The following is a 20858-nucleotide window of genomic DNA, read 5'->3' as shown; positions in this document are numbered from 1 at the left end:
GCTGACCGGTACTAATGACCCGAGAGGCTTAACCTTACAACGCCAGAGGCGTTCTGTTGAGAGACAGTGAATAATTTTCAGCTTGTGACGGATAAAGAATTAGCGGGAACGAAAGATTTTGCGCGGAGGCGAGGCGCCGACTGAGACGACGAGACGGAGCATACGTGGGTATGTGACGGAGCGGCGCGAGGGAGAGCAACGCGGCATCGGCGTAAAAGATTCGTTCCGAGCACAAAGAATTTGCCTGGCGGCCGTAGCGCGGTGGTCCCACCTGACCCCATGCCGAACTCAGAAGTGAAACGCCGTAGCGCCGATGGTAGTGTGGGGTCTCCCCATGCGAGAGTAGGGAACTGCCAGGCATCATATAAAGCGAAGACCCCGACCGTAAGGCCGGGGTTTTTTGCGTTCTGTCGCGGTAAAAAGCGGATACCTCCTTCCCGGGCCGACTTTTACCGCTGAAGAGCTCAGCGCCGGGTGCGCAGCCATGCGGCAATAAAATCAGCAATCTGCGGCGGGTCATTGAGATCCAGCAGAGGGCACGTCACCGGGATGCTGCGGTCGCTGGCCTGTCCGGCAGTAGGTCCGGGCATGCCACCGGCCCGGCACAGCACCTGTGCACAGTCCTGCCAGCTTCCAAAATCAGCAATGTGCGGCAGGCCATTAAGATGCGGCTATGGCCGGTAACAGGGCGAACTAGCGCGAAACATTCCACAGGGCGTAGCCCGTCGCGGCCCCCGCCACATCCCAGGCGAAATCCTTCCAGCTCCAGCCTGTTCCCCCAGCCCGGCTGTCATACAGCTCTTTAGCTGCGCCAAAGCTTACAGAGAACATCAGGCCGAAACTGCTACTTTGGCTGCTGCTCCAGTTTTGTTTTTGCCCAAAGGCATTACCAGCCGCAGAGATAAAAGCTGAAGAAATAAAATGCTGAGCTTTGTCTTTTCCTGTCCAACTGTCCTGAGCCATATGTGTACAGCCTGAGCAGAACAGCGTCATCATCAGCCAAAATTTGCCCACGGACACTCCTTCAGAACTGGCCCTGCACGATATCAGGGCCGGGGATGTGAGGAAGCGAAAACTCAGAGAATACGGCTGATTAGCCTGTCGATACGGATGCGTCTGAGCCTTCGAATAAGCTTTCTGACTTTGACGGGATATTCTGAAATACTTTCCAGATCGCTGAAATGGCGAACGAGAACGGTATGTTGGCGAATCAGCTCCAGTTCTTTTTCACGCTGATCGCCTAATTGCTGAAGAGGATCGTGGATCAGCACCGCATTTTCTAAATCCAGACGCCATGCTCGTGGATTCAGATTGTTACCGGTAATCAACATCCACTCATCATCGACCCACATTCCTTTAAGGTGATAGCTGTTTTCGCCATCGCGCCAGAGACGGACACTCAGTTGTCCATTAGTCACGTAGTATTGTAAACGGCTGAGAAAGCGGCGCAGATTGATCTCATAGAGGTAGGGTAGAGCACCAATAATTTTAAAGGGTTGATTCTGTGGGATGTAAAAATCATTCGCGGTTTTGTCACCCACAATGATCTCAACTTCCTTCCCCTGTCGCAGTAACCAGATAATGTTACGAACGAGAATGGCCGGGAGATTAAAATAGGGCGTACACAGCGTCAGTTTCTTTTCAGCACAGGGCATCAGGTGATAGATGGTTTTATTCAGCAGGCTGCGCTTACCCAGGCCAACCAACGGTGTCACCGTCAGTTGTTCGTTACCCGCATCACCAGTGAAATCATAGTCAAATCCACGAAGATCCTGACGAAACTGCCGCGTCTCATTTTTTATTTCCGGACTTTTGGGACGCTCATGCTGGTCCAGTCGATGGACCGCATCGGCCTGGATCAGATTTGTGTCTATCCAGTTGATTAAAGTATCAGCCAGCGGAGGATTAGTGATCAGCTGATAGCGATCGTAGCGATATTTATCGTGCTGATGTAAATAAACATCGTTAAGGCTGGCACCCGTATAGAGCAGCGTATCATCAATCACTGAACCCTTAAGATGCAACACGCCGAGAGCTTCACGGGTATTAACCGGTACACCATAAACCGGAATGGCAATCTCAGCGTTTAAATCGGCCATTTCGCAGTACCAGTCAGCATTGGTTACGCCGCGCGCCGCGCCAATACGACCGCGCTGCGCACGGTGCCAGTCAACGAGGATCCTGATATCAAGACCAGGACGGCGACGTTTCGCTTCATAAAGTGCAGAAAGTATGCTGCGCCCGCCATCATCATTTTCCAGGTAGAGCGCCACAATACAGATTCGGTACGTTGCACTGGCAATTCTCTCCAGTAGTGCCTGACGAAAGTCGGCGGGAGAATAAAGCGTGGTAAAATCGGCAACCGACTGAGACAGTTTTGGCAGTTTTGCAAGGTGCTGTTGATGTTTATTACGTTTGAATTTAGACAGCATCACAATGCGTTTCTTCTCTGTTCATGGAATGGCCTTTTGCCATAAAATCATCACCCTAACCGCGAATAGTATCATTAGTTGATATTGGAGTGGGCAGTTTTACGTTTCCAGACACTCTCCCGATCCACTTAATGGTAGTGACAGACTAACAATTCCGTCTTCCAGCTGCACATCGACAGCAAAATTCAGTTTACGTGCCAGCGTAATCATGCCGCGATTACCTGGCATGGTGATGCCATTGAGCTGCTGTAAGCCATGTTGACGGGTGTACATAATCATCTTCTCCAGTAGCTGTCTCCCCAGGCCCAGTCCTTTCAGATCGGAGCGCACCAGCACTGAAAACTCGGCATCAATATTGTCCGCGTCAGATATCGCTCTTGTCACGCCGATAATCTCCGTTGTATCACCCTCATCCCGGACCGCGACGAATGCCATTTCCCGATCGTAGTCGATCTGGGTCATGTTAGCCAAATCGTCATGAGTAAACTCATTGATCTCACTGAAGTAGCGATAGTAAAGATCCTCCTTAGTGACAAGGGCTATAAACTGTTTTAGCAGCGGTTCGTCTTCGGGGAGAATTGGGCGAAACAGCAGCTGTTCACCATTTTTCAACTGCACAATTTCTTCTAACTGATGAGGATAAGGGCGGACAGCCAGGCGAGTTTCAGGATTGCCATCAAAAGTGGCAAGTTGCATGGTAGCATCGAGCACGGAAAACGTTGCGCCTGCGGCCAGAAGCGGATGAATATCAAGCCTGGTGATTTCGGGACAATCAACGATCAGATTGGAAACCTGTACCAGAACAGTGCTCAGGCCCTGAATATCCAGCGGAGAAAAAGCGCTCTGGTCGCGAATTTTTCCCTCTTTAACAGCCTGGATAACCAGATAGCTGGCGAGCGTCATATTCAGAGGGGGAAGTACCACCGCAGCCTGTCGATCTGCCTGCCACTCAACTCCGGCTTCACCCAGCATAATAATCGGTCCAAACACGGGGTCCTGTTCCATCACAATCCGCAGCTCCTGAGCCCCCGCACGATTAGCCATACTTTGTACCAGTAGCCCATCAATACGTGCCTGAGGCCAGCTCAGTCTGACACGATCGACAATCGCCACCGCCGCCTGATGTACTTCGGCAGCAGAACGCAGGTAAAGCGCCACGCTGTGCACCCCGGATTTATGCGGAATATCAGGAGACTGAAGCTTCAGTGCAACCGGATAGCCTACTTTACCCGCAATCTGTATCGCTTCAGTGCTGTCACTGGCGAGCCAGCCAGGCAGGGTTTTCAGACCATAGGCCTGCAAAATGTGCTGAGCCTGATGGGTGGCAAGGGTTGTCATCCCCTCATTCAGTGCCTGGTGGATAAGCTGATGCGCTTCAGCCGTATCCACCGCAAGACTGGCGGGTAACGAAGGTGTTTCGCGAAGCTGTTTCTGATTACGGCGGTACTCTACCATATGCATAAACGCAGTTATTGCCCCCTCAGGGGTACGATAAGTGGGAATGCCTGCTTCACTGAAGCCACGCCGCGCTTCGGGGGCAGAGAACTCCCCGCACCAGTTTGTTAACAGCGCAATTTGTTTACCACGCGGATGACCGCTGACTATGTCGATTACCGCTCGTGCAGTTTGTGTGGCAGGCGCCACGGCACTGGGAGAATAGATCACCAGTAAGGCATCGATATCGCGGCTCTCCAGAAGGACGGATATGGCCTGCTGATAACGTCCGGCAGTGGCATCATCTTTCAGATTGAGAGGATTACCTGGAGAAATGCCTTCCGGCAGAGTGTTTGTCAGTCTGGCTACAGTCTCGTCGCTCAGTAAGGCCAGCTTGCCACTGCGTGCATCCAGCGCATCCAGTGCCAGAGCGGCCGGCGCGCTACCGTTGCTGATAATCATCAATCGCTCACCGTGAAGTGGCCGCATGTGGCTCAGTGTTTCAACGGCGGAGAACAGTTCATGGGTATCCCTGACCCGCAGCAGTCCCGCGCGCTGGATAGCAGCATCCCAGGCTCCGTCCATGCCACCCCGTGTTCCCAGCAACTGCCGCGCCTGCGCTGAACGGCCACTTTTAATCACCAGCACGGGTTTATTTCTTGCTGCACTGCGTGCCGCAGAAACAAAGCGGCGGGCATCACTGAGATGTTCAAGATAAAGCAAAATCGCGCTGGTTTTACCATCACGAGCGAGAAAGTCCAGAAGGTCATCGGCATCGATATCCAGACTGTCGCCCAGCGCAATAAACCACGAGAAGCCGAGATGCCGTTGTTGTGCCCAGTCCAGAATCGTATTGGAAACGGCGGCCGACTGAGAAATAAAAGCCAGTTTTCCCGGATAAATCGGCACTGGCGAAAAGCTGGCGTTCAGTCCCTGCCACGGAGCCAGCAGGCCAAGACTGTTCGGGCCAAGCAGGCGGATCTGCCACTGCCTGGCACATTCCCGCAGGGTTTCCAACTGCGAGGGAGGAGCGGAAAGGATAATACAGGCTTTGCAGCCTCGCTCACCCAGCACCTGCAACAACTGAAGATTGCGGCTGGCATGAGTGCAAAGGACGGCCAGATCGGGTGCAAACGGCAGACTGGCAATATCCGGCCAGGCCAGAACCCCGCACACCGCTTTATACTTTGGCGTAACGGGAAGGACCGGGCCGCTGAATCCCCCCGCGAGCAGATTGCGCATCATCAGATAGCCCGCGCGTTCAGGGCGAACAGATGCCCCGATAACGGCAATAGACCTGGGACGTAGCAGCGCTTCGAGTGCTCGTTGGCTCATTACTGGCTCCTGACTCAGAGGGGATGCCTGATTTTAAACGCTTTCACCTTTTATTGCTGCGTTTCCGTTGCTGAAGGCGGCCCGCGTGCAATCCACACTAAAAGGCGATACCACTCTCCTCAGGCATCATGCACTTTTCTGATGAGGCGCGTGGAAAGACTTACCCGCGAGATAACGCTGACGAAATAAATCAAAGTGTTGACGCAGCGCGGCACCTGCGGCGTTATCGCCTGCCTGCACCAGTAGCTCTGCTGCGACTTCGGCCGTGCAGTGCTGGCCTTCGGCGTGGATTTCCCGCAGCTGATAGTTCGAAGGCGTGGTCAGGCTGAGTGACATTACCGGCAACATGTCCAGCCACGGGCTTTTACGAAACATTTTGCGCGCCTCGCTCCAGGTCCCATCCAGCATAATAAACAGCGGAGGTTTCCCGCTTAGCGGCGGGGTATTCAGCACCTCGCGACCCGCATCGGCATAAGACTGAGGGAAAACCACCAGGGGAGATACCTCGGGATTTTTCACCGCCGCCAGAAGCGCCGGGTCCGGATCGGTACGTGACCAGCCAAAAGCCTGAGTGCCTGGCAGGACATCCGCAATCAGCCTTCCGGTATTACTGGGTTTCAACGGCTCGCTACCAAACATTATCAGGCAAAAAAGGCTGCGTGCCTGTTGAGGTTGCAGCGTGTCACAGAGGCAGTTTTTTTGCGGCAGCAGACAGCGCTGGCAGCGTTGAATACGGTTACCACGGGCAAGGAACGGGCGAGTCGAGCGGGAAAGGCGCTCTGCACGCAGACGGAGGACGGCGTTATCAGTCATGGCGATTAATCAGCGAAAACCGCCATTCTGACAGAAACAGACAGGCAGAAGTAGTGTTCAGAGGCGGTCTGAACACCCGCATTCAAATATTTTCGTCAAGCCATTCACTGAAAGGCGCTTTTGGCATGGCACCATTGAGCATATCGACCATCTGCCCCTGTTTGAACACCATGATGGTGGGGATGCTACGAATACGAAAACGCGCACTCAGTTCAGGCTTTGCTTCCGTATTGACCTTCAGAAAGCGCACCTGATGGCTGCGTTCTCCCGCCACATCTTTATAAACAGGCGCAAAATTAACGCAGGGGCCGCACCAGGGTGCCCAGAAGTCGATAACCACAGGCAGATCGTCCTGCAAATATTTATCGAAAGTCGCCGTGGTGACGTTAACCACTTCTCCACTAAACAGAGACGTTCCACAGTGTCCGCATTTGGCCCCGTCGTTAATACGATCCTGCGGAACACGATTGGTTGCCTGGCATGATGCACAAACCGTATTCATAGATACACCTCGGGTAATAATTTGCGGCAAGCACTCACTTACCACATAACTCAGTTTTACGATGATAATTATGGCGAGGCAGGGCCACGGCAACAACGCGATTTGTTCGATGAATACAATAGGTGGTGACTGATTAGTCAGGATGCCGCTGACATTCTGCGAAACGCACGCCATCGCATCATTTTGGGAAGTTGATAGCCAAGTGTTGTTACATCAGGTAATCTGCGCGCTTCGCGCTCAGCCAGGTGGAGGGAAAATGAACGACGAATTTAAAGGTAAAAGCGGCAAAGTCAAAGTGATGTATGTCCGCGGTGATGACGAGAACAGTAAAGGTGGGCACAACCCCCGTACTGGTAAGGGTGGCGCTCGTCAGGATGGCAGTCGTCGTCCTTCACGTAATGCTGATGGCGGAGGTGGGCGTGGTCGCAGCCGCGAGCCTGAGCGCGAGTTAGCACCGGGTGAATCCCCGTGGCGCACGGTGTCGCGTGCGCCATATTCTGCGGAAGAAAATAAGCCGGAGCACGGCGGTATCAGTGGCAAGAGCCATGTCGATCCGCAGCAGATCCGTCGTCAGCGTATGGAAGAGACGCGGGTATATGGTGAAAATGCCTGTCAGGCACTGTTTCAGAGCCGTCCGGACTGTATCGTACGCGCCTGGTTTGTGCAGAGCGTGACCCCGCGTTTTCGCGAAGCATTGAAATGGATGGCCGCTAACCGCAAGGCTTATCACGTCGTTGATGAGGCTGAGCTGGCAAAAGCCTCCGGAACCGAACACCATGGTGGCGTCTGCTTCCTGATTAAAAAGCGTATGAGTATGCCGGTCAGCCAGTGGCTGGCAACGGCGGGTGAGAAAGATTGCGTGCTGGCACTGGAAGAGATCGGTAACCCACATAATCTGGGCGGCATGATGCGCAGCTGCGCGCATTTTGGTGCAAAAGGGGTGCTGGTGGATGATGCTGCGATACTCGAATCAGGGGCCGCAGTACGAACGGCGGAGGGCGGCGCTGAGTATGTTCAGGCTATCAGTGGTGAGAGCTTTGCCTCTGGTCTGAATGCTTTCCGCAAGGCTGGCTATACCATTGTGACCACTTCCAGCCACAAAGGCATTCCACTGACCGAAGCTGAACTGCCACCCAAAATGGTGCTGGTGTTAGGACAGGAACGTGATGGTTTGTCTGACAGCACATGGCAGCAGGGCGAGCTGAACGTCTCCATCTCCGGGACCGGGAATGTTGAAAGTCTCAACGTTTCGGTAGCAACAGGTATTTTGCTGGCCGAGTGGTGGCGACAGAACGCCTGATAAAAAAACGGGCCATAACGGCCCGTTTTTTTTTGCGTAAAATCAGTGTGCGCCACCGCCGCCACTACCCGAACCGAAGGGCGGACGGGCAAACCAGATCAATACCAGTAATATCAGAAAGACCCCCGCCGAGGCCCAGAAGATCTCATTCGCGGAAATGATCAATCCCTGGTTGGTTATCTGCTGAGCAATCCATGAGGACGCCTGGTCGTGAGTCATCCCGGTCTGTTCCAGTTTACTGTACATCTGTTGCGAATTGACGTTCCAGGCATTGACCGATTCACTCAGCTGACTGTGATGCATCGATTCCCGGTCGCTCCACATGGTCGTGGTAATTGACGTGCCGATTGAGCCTGCCAGGGTCCGGGTAAAGTTTGACAGACTTGACGCGGCGGCCAGTCGCTCTGGTGGTAAACCAGAAAGGGTAATGGTCGTCAGCGGCATAAAAAAGCAGGCCACGGCAAAACCCTGAATAAACTGCGGCCAGGCGGATGCGCCAAAATCCATCCCCGGCTCAAAGGTATAAGCACGCCAGTAGAAGCAGATCGCATACATGATAAAGCTGAAAGTCACCAGCTTGCGCATGTCCAGCCGATGGGCAAAGCGTCCAATCACCGGGGAAAGCAGCACCGGCAGTATGCCTACCGGTGCTGAAGCCAGTCCGGCCCAGGTTGCGGTGTAGCCATAAACTTCCTGTAGTAGCTGAGGCAACAGGACAATTGAGCCAAAATAAAGCATATAGGCCAGACTGATCGACAGGCAGCCGATGGTGAAGTTTCGCGATTTGAACAGCGATAAATCCACCACCGGATGATCGTCAGTCAGTTCCCAGACCAGCAGCAAGGCCAGTGCCACCACTGCCACTACCGTCAGAACGATAATCTCTCTGGAACTGAACCAGTCCAGCTCTTTGCCGCGATCCAGCATCACCTGCAGGCTGCCAATTCCCACAATCAACAACACCAGACCGACCGTATCAATAGGGCGGATAACCGTAGCCGTTTCACGATTGCGCAGCGTTTGCAGGGCCAGGATCACCACGACCGCACCAATCGGCACGTTGATAAAGAATATCCAGCCCCAGTGATAGTTATCACTGATCCAGCCACCCAGAATCGGTCCGCAAATGGGTGCCACGATAACCGTCATCGCCCACAGTGACAGCGCAATACTGCGTTTGGCGGGGGGGTAGTTACTGAGCAACAGGCTTTGCGACAACGGGATCAGTGGACCGGCCACCACGCCCTGAATGACGCGAAAGAAAATCAACATTGTCAGGCTTTCCGACATGCCACACAGCCATGACGCCACGGCAAAGGCCGCTGTTGCCCACAGAAATAACCTGACTTCACCCACCCGCTTAGCCAGCCAGCCGGTTATCGGAATCGAGATAGCATTCGCGACACCGAACGAGGTAATGACCCAGGTTCCCTGTGAGTTGGACGCACCAAGGTTACCGGCGATAGTGGGTATGGCTACGTTGGCAATGGTGGAGTCCAGTACCTGCATAAAAGTCGCCAGTGACAGCGCGATAGTCATCAGAACCAGTTGGGTTCCTTCAAGCGGTTTTTGCGCCATATCAGCCTCTTATCCGTTCAACCCGCATTGGCGCGGATGATATCGGCTATCAGCTGGTTAACGGGCGACAGATCAAGTGCCAGCGCATTACTTTCATAAGCCGGTGTGGTGCGAACATTGCTGGCGAGCACTGCGCCTTCGGTATTGTCGGTGTCAATACTGACCAGCGTTGACAGCCCAATCCGCAGCGGGTGCTGAGCCACTTCCTTCGGATCAAGTTCAATCCGCACCGGCAGGCGCTGTACCACCTTAATCCAGTTCCCCGTGGCATTCTGCGCGGGAAGCAGGGAGAAGGCGCTACCTGTTCCCATATCCAGCCCGACCACTTTGCCGTGGTAAACCACATCACTGCCATAAATATCGCTGGTCACCGTCGCAGGCTGACCAATGCGCACGCTGGCAAGCTGAGTTTCTTTGAAATTAGCATCCACCCAGAGGTGCGTGGCGGGCACCACCGCCAGCAGTGGGGTGGTGGACGAGATTTGTGCGCCGACCTGAACGCTACGACGCGAGACAAAGCCGTCGATGGGGCTCAACACCTCGGTACGTTGCAGTGCCAGCCATGCGTCGCGTAGTTCTGCTGCGCTCTGTTTGACGGCGGGCTGATTTTCCAGCGTGGTATTAAGGATCATCGCCTGACTGGCGTTGTATTGCTGTTCGGCGACGTCGAGCTGAGCTTTTGCGGTGGCTACCACTTACGGATATCGTCGTGGCGACAATTACGTTTACGTCAATCGTGAAGCGCGGATGGGACGGACTGCACTGGTTATCCATCCCACACTGAAAGAGAAAAGCCACAGCTTTGCTGAGCCTGCTTCAGATATCAAAACCTGTGAACATTATGTGCAGTTCCCGATGTATCTTGCCGGCGATGATCAGGGTCATTACGGCATTCCCCACGGCTTCAGTTCACGTGCCGCGCTGGAGCGTTATCTCGCCCAGATGTTCGATTAGGCATACCGCCATACCTGTCGCCGCTCTGACCAGAGCGGTGTGAATCCCCCCACCTGACTGCGTTTACCCCACACACTGTGGCGTTGCTTTACGGCTTAAGAATCGGTATAACGCTGAGCTATGTGGAAGTTCAGACGTCTGTACGGATATCACAGTGATGCAGGATACAACCCAGCAGTTTAAACGCAGTATGAAAACCCGCCATCTGGTGATGCTTTCCCTTGGCGGCGTCATCGGTACCGGGCTGTTTTTTAATACCGGCTACATCATTTCCACCACGGGAGCCGCCGGCACACTGCTGGCTTACCTGATTGGCGCGCTGGTGGTGTACCTGGTGATGCTCAGCCTCGGCGAGCTGTCTGTGGCAATGCCTGAAACCGGCGCTTTTCACGTCTATGCTGCCCGCTATCTCAGTCCGGCCACCGGTTATACCGTTGCCTGGTTGTACTGGCTGACCTGGACCGTGGCGCTCGGCTCCAGCCTTACCGCCGCTGGCTTCTGTATGCAGTACTGGTTTCCACAAACGCCGGTCTGGCTATGGTGCCTGCTGTTCTGCGTGATGATTTTTGTCCTTAATGTCATTTCCTCCCGCTTTTTTGCCGAAGGTGAATTCTGGTTCTCGGTGATAAAAGTGATCACCATTCTGGCATTTATCGTGTTGGGTGCAGGAGCGATGTTCGGTTTTATTCCGATGAAAGATGGCAGCAGTGCGCCGTTTTTCCATAATCTGAGCGCCTCCGGCTGGCTGCCGCATGGCGTGTTGCCGATCCTGATGACCATGGTGGCGGTTAACTTTGCTTTCTCTGGCACCGAATTGATCGGCATTGCGGCGGGGGAGACAGAAAATCCGCATCAGGTCCTGCCCATCGCTATCCGCACCACGGTAGCGCGTTTGATCATCTTTTTTATTGGTACGGTGCTGGTGCTTGCTGCACTTATCCCCATGGATCAGGCCGGGATCGTGAAAAGCCCGTTTGTGCTGGTGTTTGAAAAAATCGGTATTCCCTGGGCAGCAGATATTTTTAACTTTGTGATCCTGACGGCCATCCTCTCCGCCGCCAACTCGGGCCTGTATGCCTCTGGCCGCATGCTCTGGTCACTCTCCAATCAGCAAACGCTGCCGCGCTGCTTTGCCAGACTGACCCGCCGGGGTATCCCACTCACCGCTATATCAGTCAGTATGCTGGGCGGCCTGCTGGCACTGTTTTCCAGCGTGGTGGCACCCGATACCGTCTTTGTTGCACTTTCGGCTATCTCCGGCTTTGCGGTGGTGGCGGTGTGGCTGAGCATCTGCGCCTCACACTATTTTTTCCGTCGGGCGTATCTGAAAGAAGGCAATACGCTTTCCAGCCTGAAATATCGTGCGCCCTGGTATCCGCTGACGCCGATTCTCGGTTTTCTGCTGTGTCTGCTGGCCTGCGTGGGGCTGGCATTCGACCCGTCGCAGCGCATTGCTCTGTACTGCGGCCTGCCTTTTGTGGCGCTGTGCTACGTTGCTTATTATTTGACGCAGCGGCTGAATAAACGCAACTGAACAGGAGAGGGGTAATATGTCAGAGACGACTCTTACCGTACAACAGCAGGTGTCCGCCGGACTGGTGCTGGATGGTGCGATGGCGACCGAGCTGGAAGCGCGTGGCTGCGATCTGACCGATGCACTGTGGTCAGCTAAGGTGCTGATTGAAAACCCGGAGCTGATTTACCAGGTGCACCTTGATTATTTCAATGCGGGTGCGCAGGTGGCGATTACCGCCAGCTATCAGGCCACACCGCAGGGATTTGCCCAAAGAGGACTCAGTGAAGCTGATTCACTCCAGTTGATCGCCCGTAGCGTGGAACTGGCCTGCCGCGCCAGAGCAGATTACCTTGCCGGGCATCCTCAGGCAGCCTTGCTGATTGCCGGTTCGGTCGGGCCTTACGGCGCATTTCTGGCTGATGGCTCAGAATACCGGGGGGATTATTCCCTGCCAGTGCCGCAGATGATGGATTTCCATCGTCCGCGCATCCGTGCTCTGGTTGACGCGGGAGTGGATATCCTTGCCTGCGAAACCCTGCCTTCATATGCGGAAATCGACGCGCTGGTCACGCTGCTGAAGGAATTTCCCTCCACGCCAGCCTGGTTTACCTTCACCCTGCGTGATAGCCAGCATCTGAGCGACGGGACGCCGTTAAGCCAGCTGGTTGCCTTGCTGGACAGCTGTCCACAGGCCGTGGCGTTGGGAGTTAACTGTATTGCACTCGATGAGGTAACGCCTGCATTGCAGACCTTATCCTGCCTGACGGCTAAGCCGCTGGTGGTCTATCCCAATTCAGGTGAACAGTACGATGCCATCAGTAAAACATGGCACAGTGAGGCGTCTTCCTGCTCGCTGACTGATTTTCTTCCCACCTGGCAACAGCTGGGCGCAAAACTCATCGGCGGGTGCTGTCGCACCACGCCAGCGGATATTGCCGCGATTGCCCGGTGCTGCCACCCGCGATAACAGACTGGAAATTTGCTTTATAACGCCCGAAGTTGTCGGGCGTTAATAATGAAAACCCGCCGTACTGCGTTTAGACTTATCTGACTTCTACTGCTCAGGAACCTTTATGAAAATGCTGTTACTGGCACTGGCTTCAGCGTGGTGGCTGAGCGGGTGTGCAACCATTGTGGGAAATAAAACCCAGGACGTGGCGATTCAGACCTGGCCACAGGGAGTGAAATTTGTCGTGCAGGATGAAACGGGCAGGGCGGTGGCAGAAGGGGTGACGCCAAAGACTGTGACGCTGGAAAAATCGGACGGCAGCTATTTTGGTAAGAAAAAATACACGCTTCAGCTGGAACGTGCCGGTTATGTGCCGCAAACCATTCCGTTAAAAGAGACGCCTAATCTCTGGTATATCCTCGGCAATATTCCCCTCGGTGGTTTTCCGGGTTGGTTGATTGTTGACCCTTTCAATGGCGGGATGTACAACATTGAACCACCTGAAGTGCAAACCGTGATGAATCCGGTGGGCGCACGCAGCTGAATAATGGGGCATTCATCCTGTATGCCCCTCAGCGTTTATTGTGCCGCCGGTCGCACCATCGCCTGAGGTGGCTTGTACAGCGCCAGATACTGCTGCTGGAAAATACACATGCGGATAGTGTTGCGATATTCGCCGTTAATAAAAAATTCGTGGATTAACTCGCCTTCAACCTCAAATCCCAGTTTGGAATAGATATGGATGGCCTTGTGGTTCTCTTTATCCACGCTCAGATAGAGCTTGTAAAGATTCAGGACTGAGAAGCCATAATCCATCGCCAGCCGTACCGCTTTACTGGCCAGTCCTTTGCCCTGGTGGCTGGGCGCGATGATGATCATAAATTCTGCACGGCGGTGAATGTGATTGATCTCAACCAGTTCAACCAGGCCGGCCTTTTCACCTTCATACTCCACCACGAAACGGCGTTCGGTCTGGTCGTGGATGTGCTTGTCATAAAGATCGGTCAGTTCTACAAAAGCTTCATAAGGTTCTTCAAACCAGTAACGCATCACGCTGGCATTGTTATCAAGCTGATGAACGAATCGCAAATCCTCCCGCTCCAGTGGACGAAGTTTTACCCCCTGGTCGGTATGAATGGCAGACATAAATTTTCCTTGTTGCTGACGCATTATTGCGGGGAAAAGTATAAATCTGGCGGGGTGAAATGGCACGGGTGGAGAGCTGAGTGAGATCAAACATTTACACCGCCAGCCGGATAAAGTGGCTGGCGGTTGAGGATTGATTAAGTCAGATCAGAAATTGTAGCCAACCACCAGGTAGTAACCCCAGCCGGTTGATTTCACCTCAAACGGACCATTGCCAAAGTTCAGTTCCTGGCCATCCGCCCACTGGCCGCCGTTGTGGAACCAGCGTGCGACAAAAGAGTAATGCCAGTGATCGTAGCCCAGCGACAGAATGTGGCTGGAGGCCACAGAATTGCTGGTACGGGAAGCATCAGACTTATCACGTAAATCCGAACCCCAGTCAAAGTTGGTAAAGCCTATGTAGGTGAGTTTACCGCCCCACAAACTGGTCAGAGGGACGAAATATTTCACCTTGAAGCGGTAACCATCCCAACTGTTTTCGTTTGCCGCGCCGTAATTTTCCCACTGATATTTGGCATAAACGTTGAGTGACAGGCCAATGTCAGAGTGAGTATCGATATCGGTCCCCAGCCCCATATACCAGGTATTCTGGCGGTTGGCACTGTTACGTCCCATATCAAAAATATAGTTATTGGCAAAGTACCACTCTTTAAACGGACCGAAACTCAGGTCGGTATCAGTCAGCTTGTCGATGGAAAAACGCGGTTCAATTTCCATAAACAGCGGTGAGCCTTTATCCCATATTCCCCGGTCATTACCGTTTCCTGCCCCGAAAAATTTAGGCACATCCACGTAGCCATAAAAATCTAACCAGTCTTTTCTGGCAAAGGCTTCGTATTCCAGATAAACATCATTATTCAGCTGAGGCCCGAAACGGGTGTGATAACTTCCGACCACGTTGGCGCTCTGATGCCACCAGTCAGAAACGTATTCAGCGTTGTCACTTGCAGCAAGCGAAGAGGCACTATAAGAGAGCGCAGCCAGTGCGCCAGCCATCACAATTTTATATTTCATTATATTACCACTGCTTATGACCCCTCTTCTGCGCAGGCAGAATCGTGGGCACAGATAAATTGTTATCAGGAGAGAAGTGGGTTGCTGTTTTAACAGCAGAAAACACCCGCGTCGGATGCCAGGTTAATCTTGTGTCATCCGTGATTAAGGAAATCGAGATTGCTCACAATTGTCAAAGCTTGTTTCATTTTCATTCAGCTAAAATGTGATTTTTATCACAAAAATGAGTGGGGCTGAAAATCGGATGTCATTAGCTCGCCTGAAAGTATTGAGCGATGATGTTAAAGCCTGGTGTGGCTGGCAGGTAATACAAACCCTGAAAACGGCACCAAGTACAGCCGCAGGCAGGAATTCAGTAATAAGAATAAATGATGTTGAAACGCCACACCGCACAGGCCCGGATAGCTGAGCTCGCTCCTTATACGCTGCCGGAAAAAAGGCTCTTTTCTGACCAACGGGCAAAAGGGAATGGCTGTGAGCCAGTGGGAAGGAGAGGTGATAAATCAGGAAGAAAAAAATATCGTTCGTATAAACTCAGCACGATATAACCTGAGTCAATCCGGGTCAGAATAAAATCCATCTGACCCGGATTAGGTGACAGAATATAAGATAATATCTTATTGCTGCTCAGAAAATATCTTATGCTTCAGTAACAGTTTCTTCTGAAGAGCTTGAATCAGTAATGGTGGAGGATAACAGATTAGTAATAAAAGTTAATTTGGTATACAAACCTGTCAGGCTCATGACTTTGCGGAACAGTCCGGAAATTTCTCTGCTGTCTGTTGCGCTGGTAAGAGACTCAACAGTACTTGCCAGAGTCGTTGAAATGGTTTCCATAACCGTATTCAGACTGCTGACCACCTCACTGGTTCCGGCACCGCTAACCAGACTTACTTCAGTGCAATTTAATTCTCTCATTACAATTCTCCTTAAAAGTAGATAAATATCCTGATTACAGCGCGGTCAATGTTAATCGATGTTAATGAGTTTCAACAGATAAGATTGTATAAGATTATTGTTAATTTTATATAATGATTCTTTTGGTTGATATAAGTCATGGTGTTTTTATTTATTACTGGCAATAACTGGTGCTCTTCTTTATTTAAACTATCTTGTTGTTTGGGAATTATTTCTTACGGAGGGTGGAGTTGGCAGGTTTATTATTTTTGAAATAAAATCATTTGATGTTAAATACCTTTAATTGACAGCGTTTGTTGAATAATATTTACATATTGATGTGTTGCTCACGCCTGCGGATTTTCTGAATAAAATTAAAGGGTATGCCAAACATCATCCTGTTGAGCGAGGTGATTTAATCCTCATCTGAAACACAAAATGGTCCATTTTTATTTTATCGGCGGTAAGAAAAAATAGTGCCTTAAGGAGAAAATAATGTTCAGAAAGGTGTTCTTAATTACTACGTTACTGGTGCTGACAGGCTGTGTTGATCTCGGCAAGGTTGGCAGTAATCCAGGGATGAAAGAAGTCGATTTCTCAGCCAGTCTGTTACGGGTTTCTGACTGCCTGAGCGTCTCGGCCTTTCAACATCAATTAATGCTGAGAGAGGATGATCCTCTGCCTGGCGGTATCAGACGCTTTAATCTTTATAATCAACAGTCAACGGTGGTGGCATGGATAGATATGATCGCGTCTGGCGATCAAACCAGCGTCACTTATTACTTTGGTAAGAACGACCAGCCGTCTCAGGCGGCCTTATCAGCAATGATGAATCGTTGTCAGCAGTACTTCAGTTCGTGAACGATTAACGGCAGAATGACGCGGATTTACCCCTTCCTCCTGCGAATAGCTGAAGCTGGATGTGCTGCAACAGTTGCAGGAGGACTCCCGGAGGTAGGGTTTTTGTTTTGCGGGCTCAGGCGCCTGGCATCCAGGCTCCGCTGGCGATAAACCAGATCAATAAGGTGATCCCCGCAATACCGACGGCTGCCGGAAACAAATAACCAATTTTCAAATTTATCTCCCCTAATCAAATCACTAAAAGTTGCTACCAGGGGTAGCGACCATCGGTCATCAAATAGAAAACGACAACCAAAGCCAGAATAACCAGCATTATCGGAATGAACAGATGTTTCAATTTATCCCCCGCCTGTGAAAAGGTCCTTTACTGTCTGCTGAACAGTAAACGACACATCTTACCCTGTGGCTTACAATTTAATTAGTGGAAGTTTATCCAGTATTGCCTAAACTGGCGGTGAAAAAGTCACCTCACTAAGGGCTCCGGACTATGTTTCGATTTGCAGTAGCCTGCTGTCTGCTCTCTTTTACCTCTTATGCCACAGCCATCGTAGAGTGTGGACCTTTTGCCATTGATACGCCGCAGCCTGGCGTATTTCTGGTTAATCATGCAAAAGCCACCAGGGTGAAAACAACCTGGAGCGGCAAACCGGGTGACACTGACAATGTCAGATATCACTGGATTGTTAAAAATACCCGGGCACCAGGCAAGCTGGCGATGGAGAACCGTTATCAGCAGGGTGTCGCTACGCTGCATGTTGAAGTGGTGCCGACACCCAGCCAACCAGTTCGTATTTCTGGCGACTACGATTGCAAAACGATGAATTAATGGCAGTAAAATGGCCCCCTGGAATTAAGGTGGCCATCTTTTCCTTACTGAATGAATACGCGCCAGAGCCACGAGAGTGGCATAACCAGCACTAACCCCGGCAATAAATTACCTACCGGCAGAGATTTGATGCCACTGATACGAAACCCTGCTGCCAGCATAATAAATCCACCGGCTGCGGTGAAATCAGCCAGCATGGCGGGCGTGGTATGCGGCAGAATAAACACCGCCGCTGAAGCGATTAAGAACTGAATTATCCACTGAGGAATAAAGATTAATGCCACCGAGTATCCCAGTACGGTGGCAAAAATGGCGGCGGTAAAAAGATCCATGATCGCTTTGACATACAGGATTTCAGGATCGTGGCTCATCCCTTCGGTCATGGCGCCAATAATGCCTGTACCACTGGCGCAGAACAGGACCAGAATGGCGACGAATTTTTCGCTAAAGACGCTTTGCTCCATACCCGTATCCGGTGCCAGCTTAGCAGCGATTCCCCTGGCGAGATTGCCCATTCTGGCAATATATCGTTCGAGACAGATCAGTTCGCCGATGGCAGCTCCCAGAATCATCGACAGGATAACCACCGGCATACTGTCGATTTTAACTAACAGCACGATGCCCAGCGCCATAGAGGCAAGGCCAAAAGTCAAAGGCAGTGCTTCACGCAGTCTTTCCGGCATTTTTGTGCCAAGAAAGCCTCCTGCCAGCCCGCCTGCAATGATGGTAATACTGTTGACTATGGGTCCCGTAAACATCTCATTCTCCTGATGTAATAACCTGATGAATCCGCTTCGCTTTACGCCGTCGATACTGATGTCGCCGTTTAGGCGCCAGTACCATTGACGTTGTATACAATTAATACGCTACTGCACTGTACTTTTTTTTACTGCTGCCGATAAACAGATTGTGTGACTCGATGTGCCACGTCTGCCCGACAGAAAAAGCTCTGTCCCTGCCTGCGTGCACCATTGCGGCTGGCGCATAACCAGAAAAATAACCCAGAGGTAGAGATGGATAATTTTCAAAAAGAGATTGATGAGAGAGCGAATCTCGCCTTATCCAACAAGTTTGAACTTCTGCTGTTTCGTTTAGGCTCGGACAGTAACGAATCGAAACCCGAACTGTTTGGCATCAACGTATTCAAACTGCGTGAAATAGTGCCCATGCCAAACATCACCAAAGCTGCCGGGATGAAGTCGCCGCTGCTTGGGATGGCTAATATCCGGGGACAGTTTATCCCGGTGATCGATCTGCCTGCTGTTGCAGGCTGTACGCCAGAAACCGGTCTGAACCTGCTGTTGGTGACAGAGTACGCCCGCAGTACCCAGGCGTTTGCTGTCGAATCGGTCGACGACATTGTGCGCCTTGACTGGAGCCAGATCCATGCCGCCGAGTCGGGGGTCAGCAGCCGCAACATCACCAGTATTGCCTGCATTGACAGCAAAACTAACAGTATGGCGCTGGTGCTTGACGTTGAGCAGATCCTCAACGACGTCATCCCTTCCGTCCGTGAGGTAAAAGAGGGCGACATCAAACTCGATTCCTTCAATATCAAACCCGGCGCAGTTGCCATCGTGGCGGAAGACTCGAAAGTGGCCCGTCAGATGCTGGAGCAGGGATTGAAGGCGATGGGTATTCCTGCACTGATGCACGTCACCGGTCTGGAAGCCTGGGAAAAGATCAAACAAATGGATCAACAGGCGATTGCCGATGGCCAGTCGATTCATGACAAGATAGCAATGGTGCTGACCGATCTGGAAATGCCGGAGATGGATGGTTTTACCCTGACGCGCAATATTAAAACCGATCAGCGCCTGCGTGATATTCCGGTCGTTATCCATTCATCCCTGTCCGGAAGCGCCAACGAGGACCACGTTCGCAAGGTGGGAGCCAACGGTTACGTGGCGAAGTTCGAAATCAATGAACTTTCCTCGGTGATCCACAAGGTGCTGGAGAATGTGCCACGCTGACTGAAACAGTGCGGTTGGTTCAGATTCAACTGCACGGGTTCAGCCGCAATCCGGTAGCAACAATAAGCGGAGTCATCAGCAAACATTCTCCGCTTATTTTGTCAGGCTGGTTTTTTGCCCGTAGTGCGCAATGAAGGCTCAGCATTCAGGCGTTTTCTTTTTGGATTACCCTTCCCGCACCGAATACGCGGCAGCTTATTATCGTTCGGTTTTACATTACTGAATAATTAATCAGCGAGCGCAGGGCTATCTTAATGGCAGCGCCTGCCGGGCCTCGCATTGAAAACGCTATCCTCCGATGCTCAGCCCAACCAGCCCGTTGACGACAGCGGTCAGCATAAAGCTCAGACCGAGGGAAAGAAAAACACTATTTCTTCGCTTTGCCGCCAGAACCAGCAATACCAGCGAGACAATGAAAAACGGGATAGCAGTAATAATATAAATTGACATGTACACTCCTTGTTTTGCTCATGTGCGCGGCAGTATATCGGCTAAACCGGGAGTTGAGCCGATCTTATCCTGTCATCAGCGTTCGCTGCATGGTGCTACCGGGCGTATCAGGTTGTCTGCACAGATAACGGCTGCTACTCTGTCAACCTTTGTGATTATCTTAATACCGCCGGACGGTATTTTTTAATGGATGTTGAATGATCTGGCTGATGTTGCTGACCCTGGTTGTGGTGTTCATTGTGGGTTTTCGTGTCCTCAACTCGCAGGTGCGTCGCGCTTCCAGAGCATTAACCAGACGTCTGAATATTGATCCGGTCTGGGTCGAATCGCTGATAGCGTTGATGGGGCATCCGGCTGGCGATGAGTTTGTTGCTTACCTTGCCCGAGATAACGAGGCCCATTTAAGTAACGCGGCAACAGTATTAATGATTTATCAGCTGTTTCTGGTTGATGAGTCCGAAGAGAGCCTGATGTTCTGGCGCGGGATATTACGCAAAGCCCGTTTGCCGACCGAAATATCCAGTGAACATCTGCGGCTGGCGCTGGTCTTTTTACGGGAACTGGAGCCGGATGCTCAGGAGATGCACGCTTTTCGTCTGCGCTACAACAGCCGTTTTGCCAACGTTGCGGATACAGGGGCGGGTGAAGCCAGCAACGTTTATTCCATTCATTCCCACACCCGTCTCCACTGACCCGCCGGCTACTCTGTTAGCTGGCCTGAAATCCTTAATTTGCACACAATGTAATGATTTCGATAAACTCTGGTAAAGTACGGTAATACCGGAAGTTTTAGGATATTTAGAGATATTTTAATCTCGCCGGGTAGTCGATAGTGTCTCTCAACGGCGTAACAGAAGCCGTTAGCAAAACGAGGATAT

Annotated in this window: 20 protein-coding genes, 1 rRNA gene and 3 pseudogenes; 10 read left to right on the top strand and 14 right to left on the bottom strand. The window is 51.9% G+C overall.

Going from position 1 to position 20858, the window contains the following annotated elements:
* Positions 1 to 243: 243 nt before the first annotated feature.
* Positions 244 to 359, top strand: a 5S ribosomal RNA gene (gene rrf / locus BG55_RS21285).
* Between the two features lie 105 nt (positions 360 to 464).
* Here the strand turns inward: rrf and BG55_RS23425 are convergent.
* The 6 genes and pseudogenes from BG55_RS23425 to trxC form a co-directional block, all read right to left on the bottom strand.
* A pseudogene (locus tag BG55_RS23425) lies at positions 465 to 578 on the bottom strand (molybdopterin-guanine dinucleotide biosynthesis protein B); the annotation flags it as partial.
* 115 nt (positions 579 to 693) lie between these two features.
* Positions 694 to 996: a YfiM family lipoprotein gene (locus BG55_RS21280; RefSeq protein ID WP_034941916.1), complete on the bottom strand. Its 303-nt coding sequence runs from the start codon at positions 994 to 996 to the stop codon at positions 694 to 696.
* A gap of 80 nt (positions 997 to 1076) precedes the next feature.
* A complete protein-coding gene (gene pssA, locus BG55_RS21275) occupies positions 1077 to 2432 on the bottom strand; it encodes a CDP-diacylglycerol--serine O-phosphatidyltransferase (protein WP_034941851.1) in 1356 nt (451 codons plus the stop codon).
* Positions 2433 to 2531: 99 nt separating this feature from the next.
* The gene (locus BG55_RS21270; protein ID WP_034941850.1) at positions 2532 to 5201 is read right to left on the bottom strand and encodes a bifunctional acetate--CoA ligase family protein/GNAT family N-acetyltransferase; all 2670 of its coding nucleotides are present in this window, start codon (positions 5199 to 5201) and stop codon (positions 2532 to 2534) included.
* A gap of 126 nt (positions 5202 to 5327) precedes the next feature.
* A complete protein-coding gene (locus tag BG55_RS21265) occupies positions 5328 to 6014 on the bottom strand; it encodes a tRNA-uridine aminocarboxypropyltransferase (RefSeq protein ID WP_034941847.1) in 687 nt (228 codons plus the stop codon).
* Between the two features lie 82 nt (positions 6015 to 6096).
* Positions 6097 to 6516: a thioredoxin TrxC gene (trxC, locus tag BG55_RS21260; protein WP_034941845.1), complete on the bottom strand. Its 420-nt coding sequence runs from the start codon at positions 6514 to 6516 to the stop codon at positions 6097 to 6099.
* A 256-nt stretch (positions 6517 to 6772) separates the two neighbouring features.
* Between trxC and BG55_RS21255 the strand changes: the two genes are divergently transcribed.
* Complete coding sequence (locus BG55_RS21255; protein WP_034941842.1) at positions 6773 to 7816, top strand: tRNA/rRNA methyltransferase; 1044 nt, start codon at positions 6773 to 6775, stop codon at positions 7814 to 7816.
* Between the two features lie 42 nt (positions 7817 to 7858).
* Here the strand turns inward: BG55_RS21255 and emrB are convergent, their stop codons facing one another.
* Both emrB and BG55_RS21245 read right to left on the bottom strand, forming a co-directional pair.
* The gene (gene emrB / locus BG55_RS21250) at positions 7859 to 9394 is read right to left on the bottom strand and encodes a multidrug efflux MFS transporter permease subunit EmrB (RefSeq protein ID WP_034941840.1); all 1536 of its coding nucleotides are present in this window, start codon (positions 9392 to 9394) and stop codon (positions 7859 to 7861) included.
* Between the two features lie 17 nt (positions 9395 to 9411).
* Positions 9412 to 10086, bottom strand: a pseudogene (locus BG55_RS21245) (HlyD family secretion protein); the annotation flags it as partial.
* Positions 10087 to 10090: 4 nt separating this feature from the next.
* On the opposite strand from BG55_RS21245, the pseudogene BG55_RS21240 reads away from it, so the two are divergent.
* The 4 genes and pseudogenes from BG55_RS21240 to BG55_RS21225 all read left to right on the top strand — a co-directional run.
* Positions 10091 to 10348, top strand: a pseudogene (locus BG55_RS21240) (YgaC family protein); the annotation flags it as partial.
* Positions 10349 to 10505: 157 nt separating this feature from the next.
* On the top strand, positions 10506 to 11882 hold the full coding sequence (gene mmuP / locus BG55_RS21235) for an S-methylmethionine permease (RefSeq protein WP_034941837.1): 1377 nt from the start codon (positions 10506 to 10508) through the stop codon (positions 11880 to 11882).
* 16 nt (positions 11883 to 11898) lie between these two features.
* On the top strand, positions 11899 to 12831 hold the full coding sequence (gene mmuM, locus BG55_RS21230; RefSeq protein ID WP_034941835.1) for a homocysteine S-methyltransferase: 933 nt from the start codon (positions 11899 to 11901) through the stop codon (positions 12829 to 12831).
* Positions 12832 to 12937: 106 nt separating this feature from the next.
* Positions 12938 to 13357, top strand: a complete 420-nt coding sequence (locus tag BG55_RS21225; RefSeq protein WP_034941832.1) for a hypothetical protein — start codon at positions 12938 to 12940, stop codon at positions 13355 to 13357.
* Positions 13358 to 13392: 35 nt separating this feature from the next.
* Here BG55_RS21225 and speG read toward each other — a convergent pair whose 3' ends face one another.
* The 3 genes from speG to BG55_RS21210 all read right to left on the bottom strand — a co-directional run bounded on the left by speG (position 13393) and on the right by BG55_RS21210 (position 15891).
* Positions 13393 to 13959 carry a spermidine N1-acetyltransferase gene (gene speG / locus BG55_RS21220; RefSeq protein ID WP_034941830.1) on the bottom strand — a complete coding sequence of 189 codons (567 nt, stop codon included), beginning with the start codon at positions 13957 to 13959 and terminating at the stop codon, positions 13393 to 13395.
* A gap of 147 nt (positions 13960 to 14106) precedes the next feature.
* Complete coding sequence (locus tag BG55_RS21215; protein ID WP_034941827.1) at positions 14107 to 14973, bottom strand: nucleoside-specific channel-forming protein Tsx; 867 nt, start codon at positions 14971 to 14973, stop codon at positions 14107 to 14109.
* Between the two features lie 639 nt (positions 14974 to 15612).
* Positions 15613 to 15891 carry a hypothetical protein gene (locus tag BG55_RS21210; protein ID WP_034941824.1) on the bottom strand — a complete coding sequence of 93 codons (279 nt, stop codon included), beginning with the start codon at positions 15889 to 15891 and terminating at the stop codon, positions 15613 to 15615.
* Positions 15892 to 16365: 474 nt separating this feature from the next.
* On the opposite strand from BG55_RS21210, the gene BG55_RS21205 reads away from it, so the two are divergent.
* Positions 16366 to 16731 (top strand): hypothetical protein, encoded by a 366-nt coding sequence (locus tag BG55_RS21205; RefSeq protein WP_034941821.1) that lies wholly within the window; start codon positions 16366 to 16368, stop codon positions 16729 to 16731.
* A gap of 115 nt (positions 16732 to 16846) precedes the next feature.
* On the opposite strand, the gene BG55_RS22740 is transcribed toward BG55_RS21205, so the two are convergent.
* Entirely contained in the window at positions 16847 to 16945 is a 99-nt protein-coding gene (locus BG55_RS22740; RefSeq protein ID WP_152542878.1) for a YoaK family small membrane protein, read from the bottom strand.
* A gap of 273 nt (positions 16946 to 17218) precedes the next feature.
* On the opposite strand from BG55_RS22740, the gene BG55_RS21200 reads away from it, so the two are divergent.
* Positions 17219 to 17557 carry a hypothetical protein gene (locus tag BG55_RS21200; RefSeq protein WP_034941819.1) on the top strand — a complete coding sequence of 113 codons (339 nt, stop codon included), beginning with the start codon at positions 17219 to 17221 and terminating at the stop codon, positions 17555 to 17557.
* A 44-nt stretch (positions 17558 to 17601) separates the two neighbouring features.
* Here BG55_RS21200 and BG55_RS21195 read toward each other — a convergent pair whose 3' ends face one another.
* Positions 17602 to 18315, bottom strand: a complete 714-nt coding sequence (locus tag BG55_RS21195; protein WP_034941817.1) for a DUF554 domain-containing protein — start codon at positions 18313 to 18315, stop codon at positions 17602 to 17604.
* 255 nt (positions 18316 to 18570) lie between these two features.
* Here BG55_RS21195 and BG55_RS21190 point away from each other — a divergent pair, with 255 nt between their 5' ends.
* Positions 18571 to 19530 carry a chemotaxis protein gene (locus tag BG55_RS21190; RefSeq protein ID WP_034941815.1) on the top strand — a complete coding sequence of 320 codons (960 nt, stop codon included), beginning with the start codon at positions 18571 to 18573 and terminating at the stop codon, positions 19528 to 19530.
* Positions 19531 to 19818: 288 nt separating this feature from the next.
* Here BG55_RS21190 and BG55_RS22920 read toward each other — a convergent pair whose 3' ends face one another.
* Complete coding sequence (locus tag BG55_RS22920) at positions 19819 to 19980, bottom strand: hypothetical protein (protein ID WP_160170880.1); 162 nt, start codon at positions 19978 to 19980, stop codon at positions 19819 to 19821.
* A gap of 197 nt (positions 19981 to 20177) precedes the next feature.
* Between BG55_RS22920 and BG55_RS21185 the strand changes: the two genes are divergently transcribed.
* A complete protein-coding gene (locus BG55_RS21185) occupies positions 20178 to 20672 on the top strand; it encodes a DUF1198 family protein (RefSeq protein ID WP_034941812.1) in 495 nt (164 codons plus the stop codon).
* Positions 20673 to 20858 lie beyond the last annotated feature (186 nt).

It is taken from the genome of Erwinia mallotivora, assembly GCF_000590885.1.
Taxonomy (GTDB): domain Bacteria; phylum Pseudomonadota; class Gammaproteobacteria; order Enterobacterales; family Enterobacteriaceae; genus Erwinia; species Erwinia mallotivora.
Note: the sequence above shows the minus strand (reverse complement) of the source record. Positions and strands in the feature narration are given on the sequence as shown.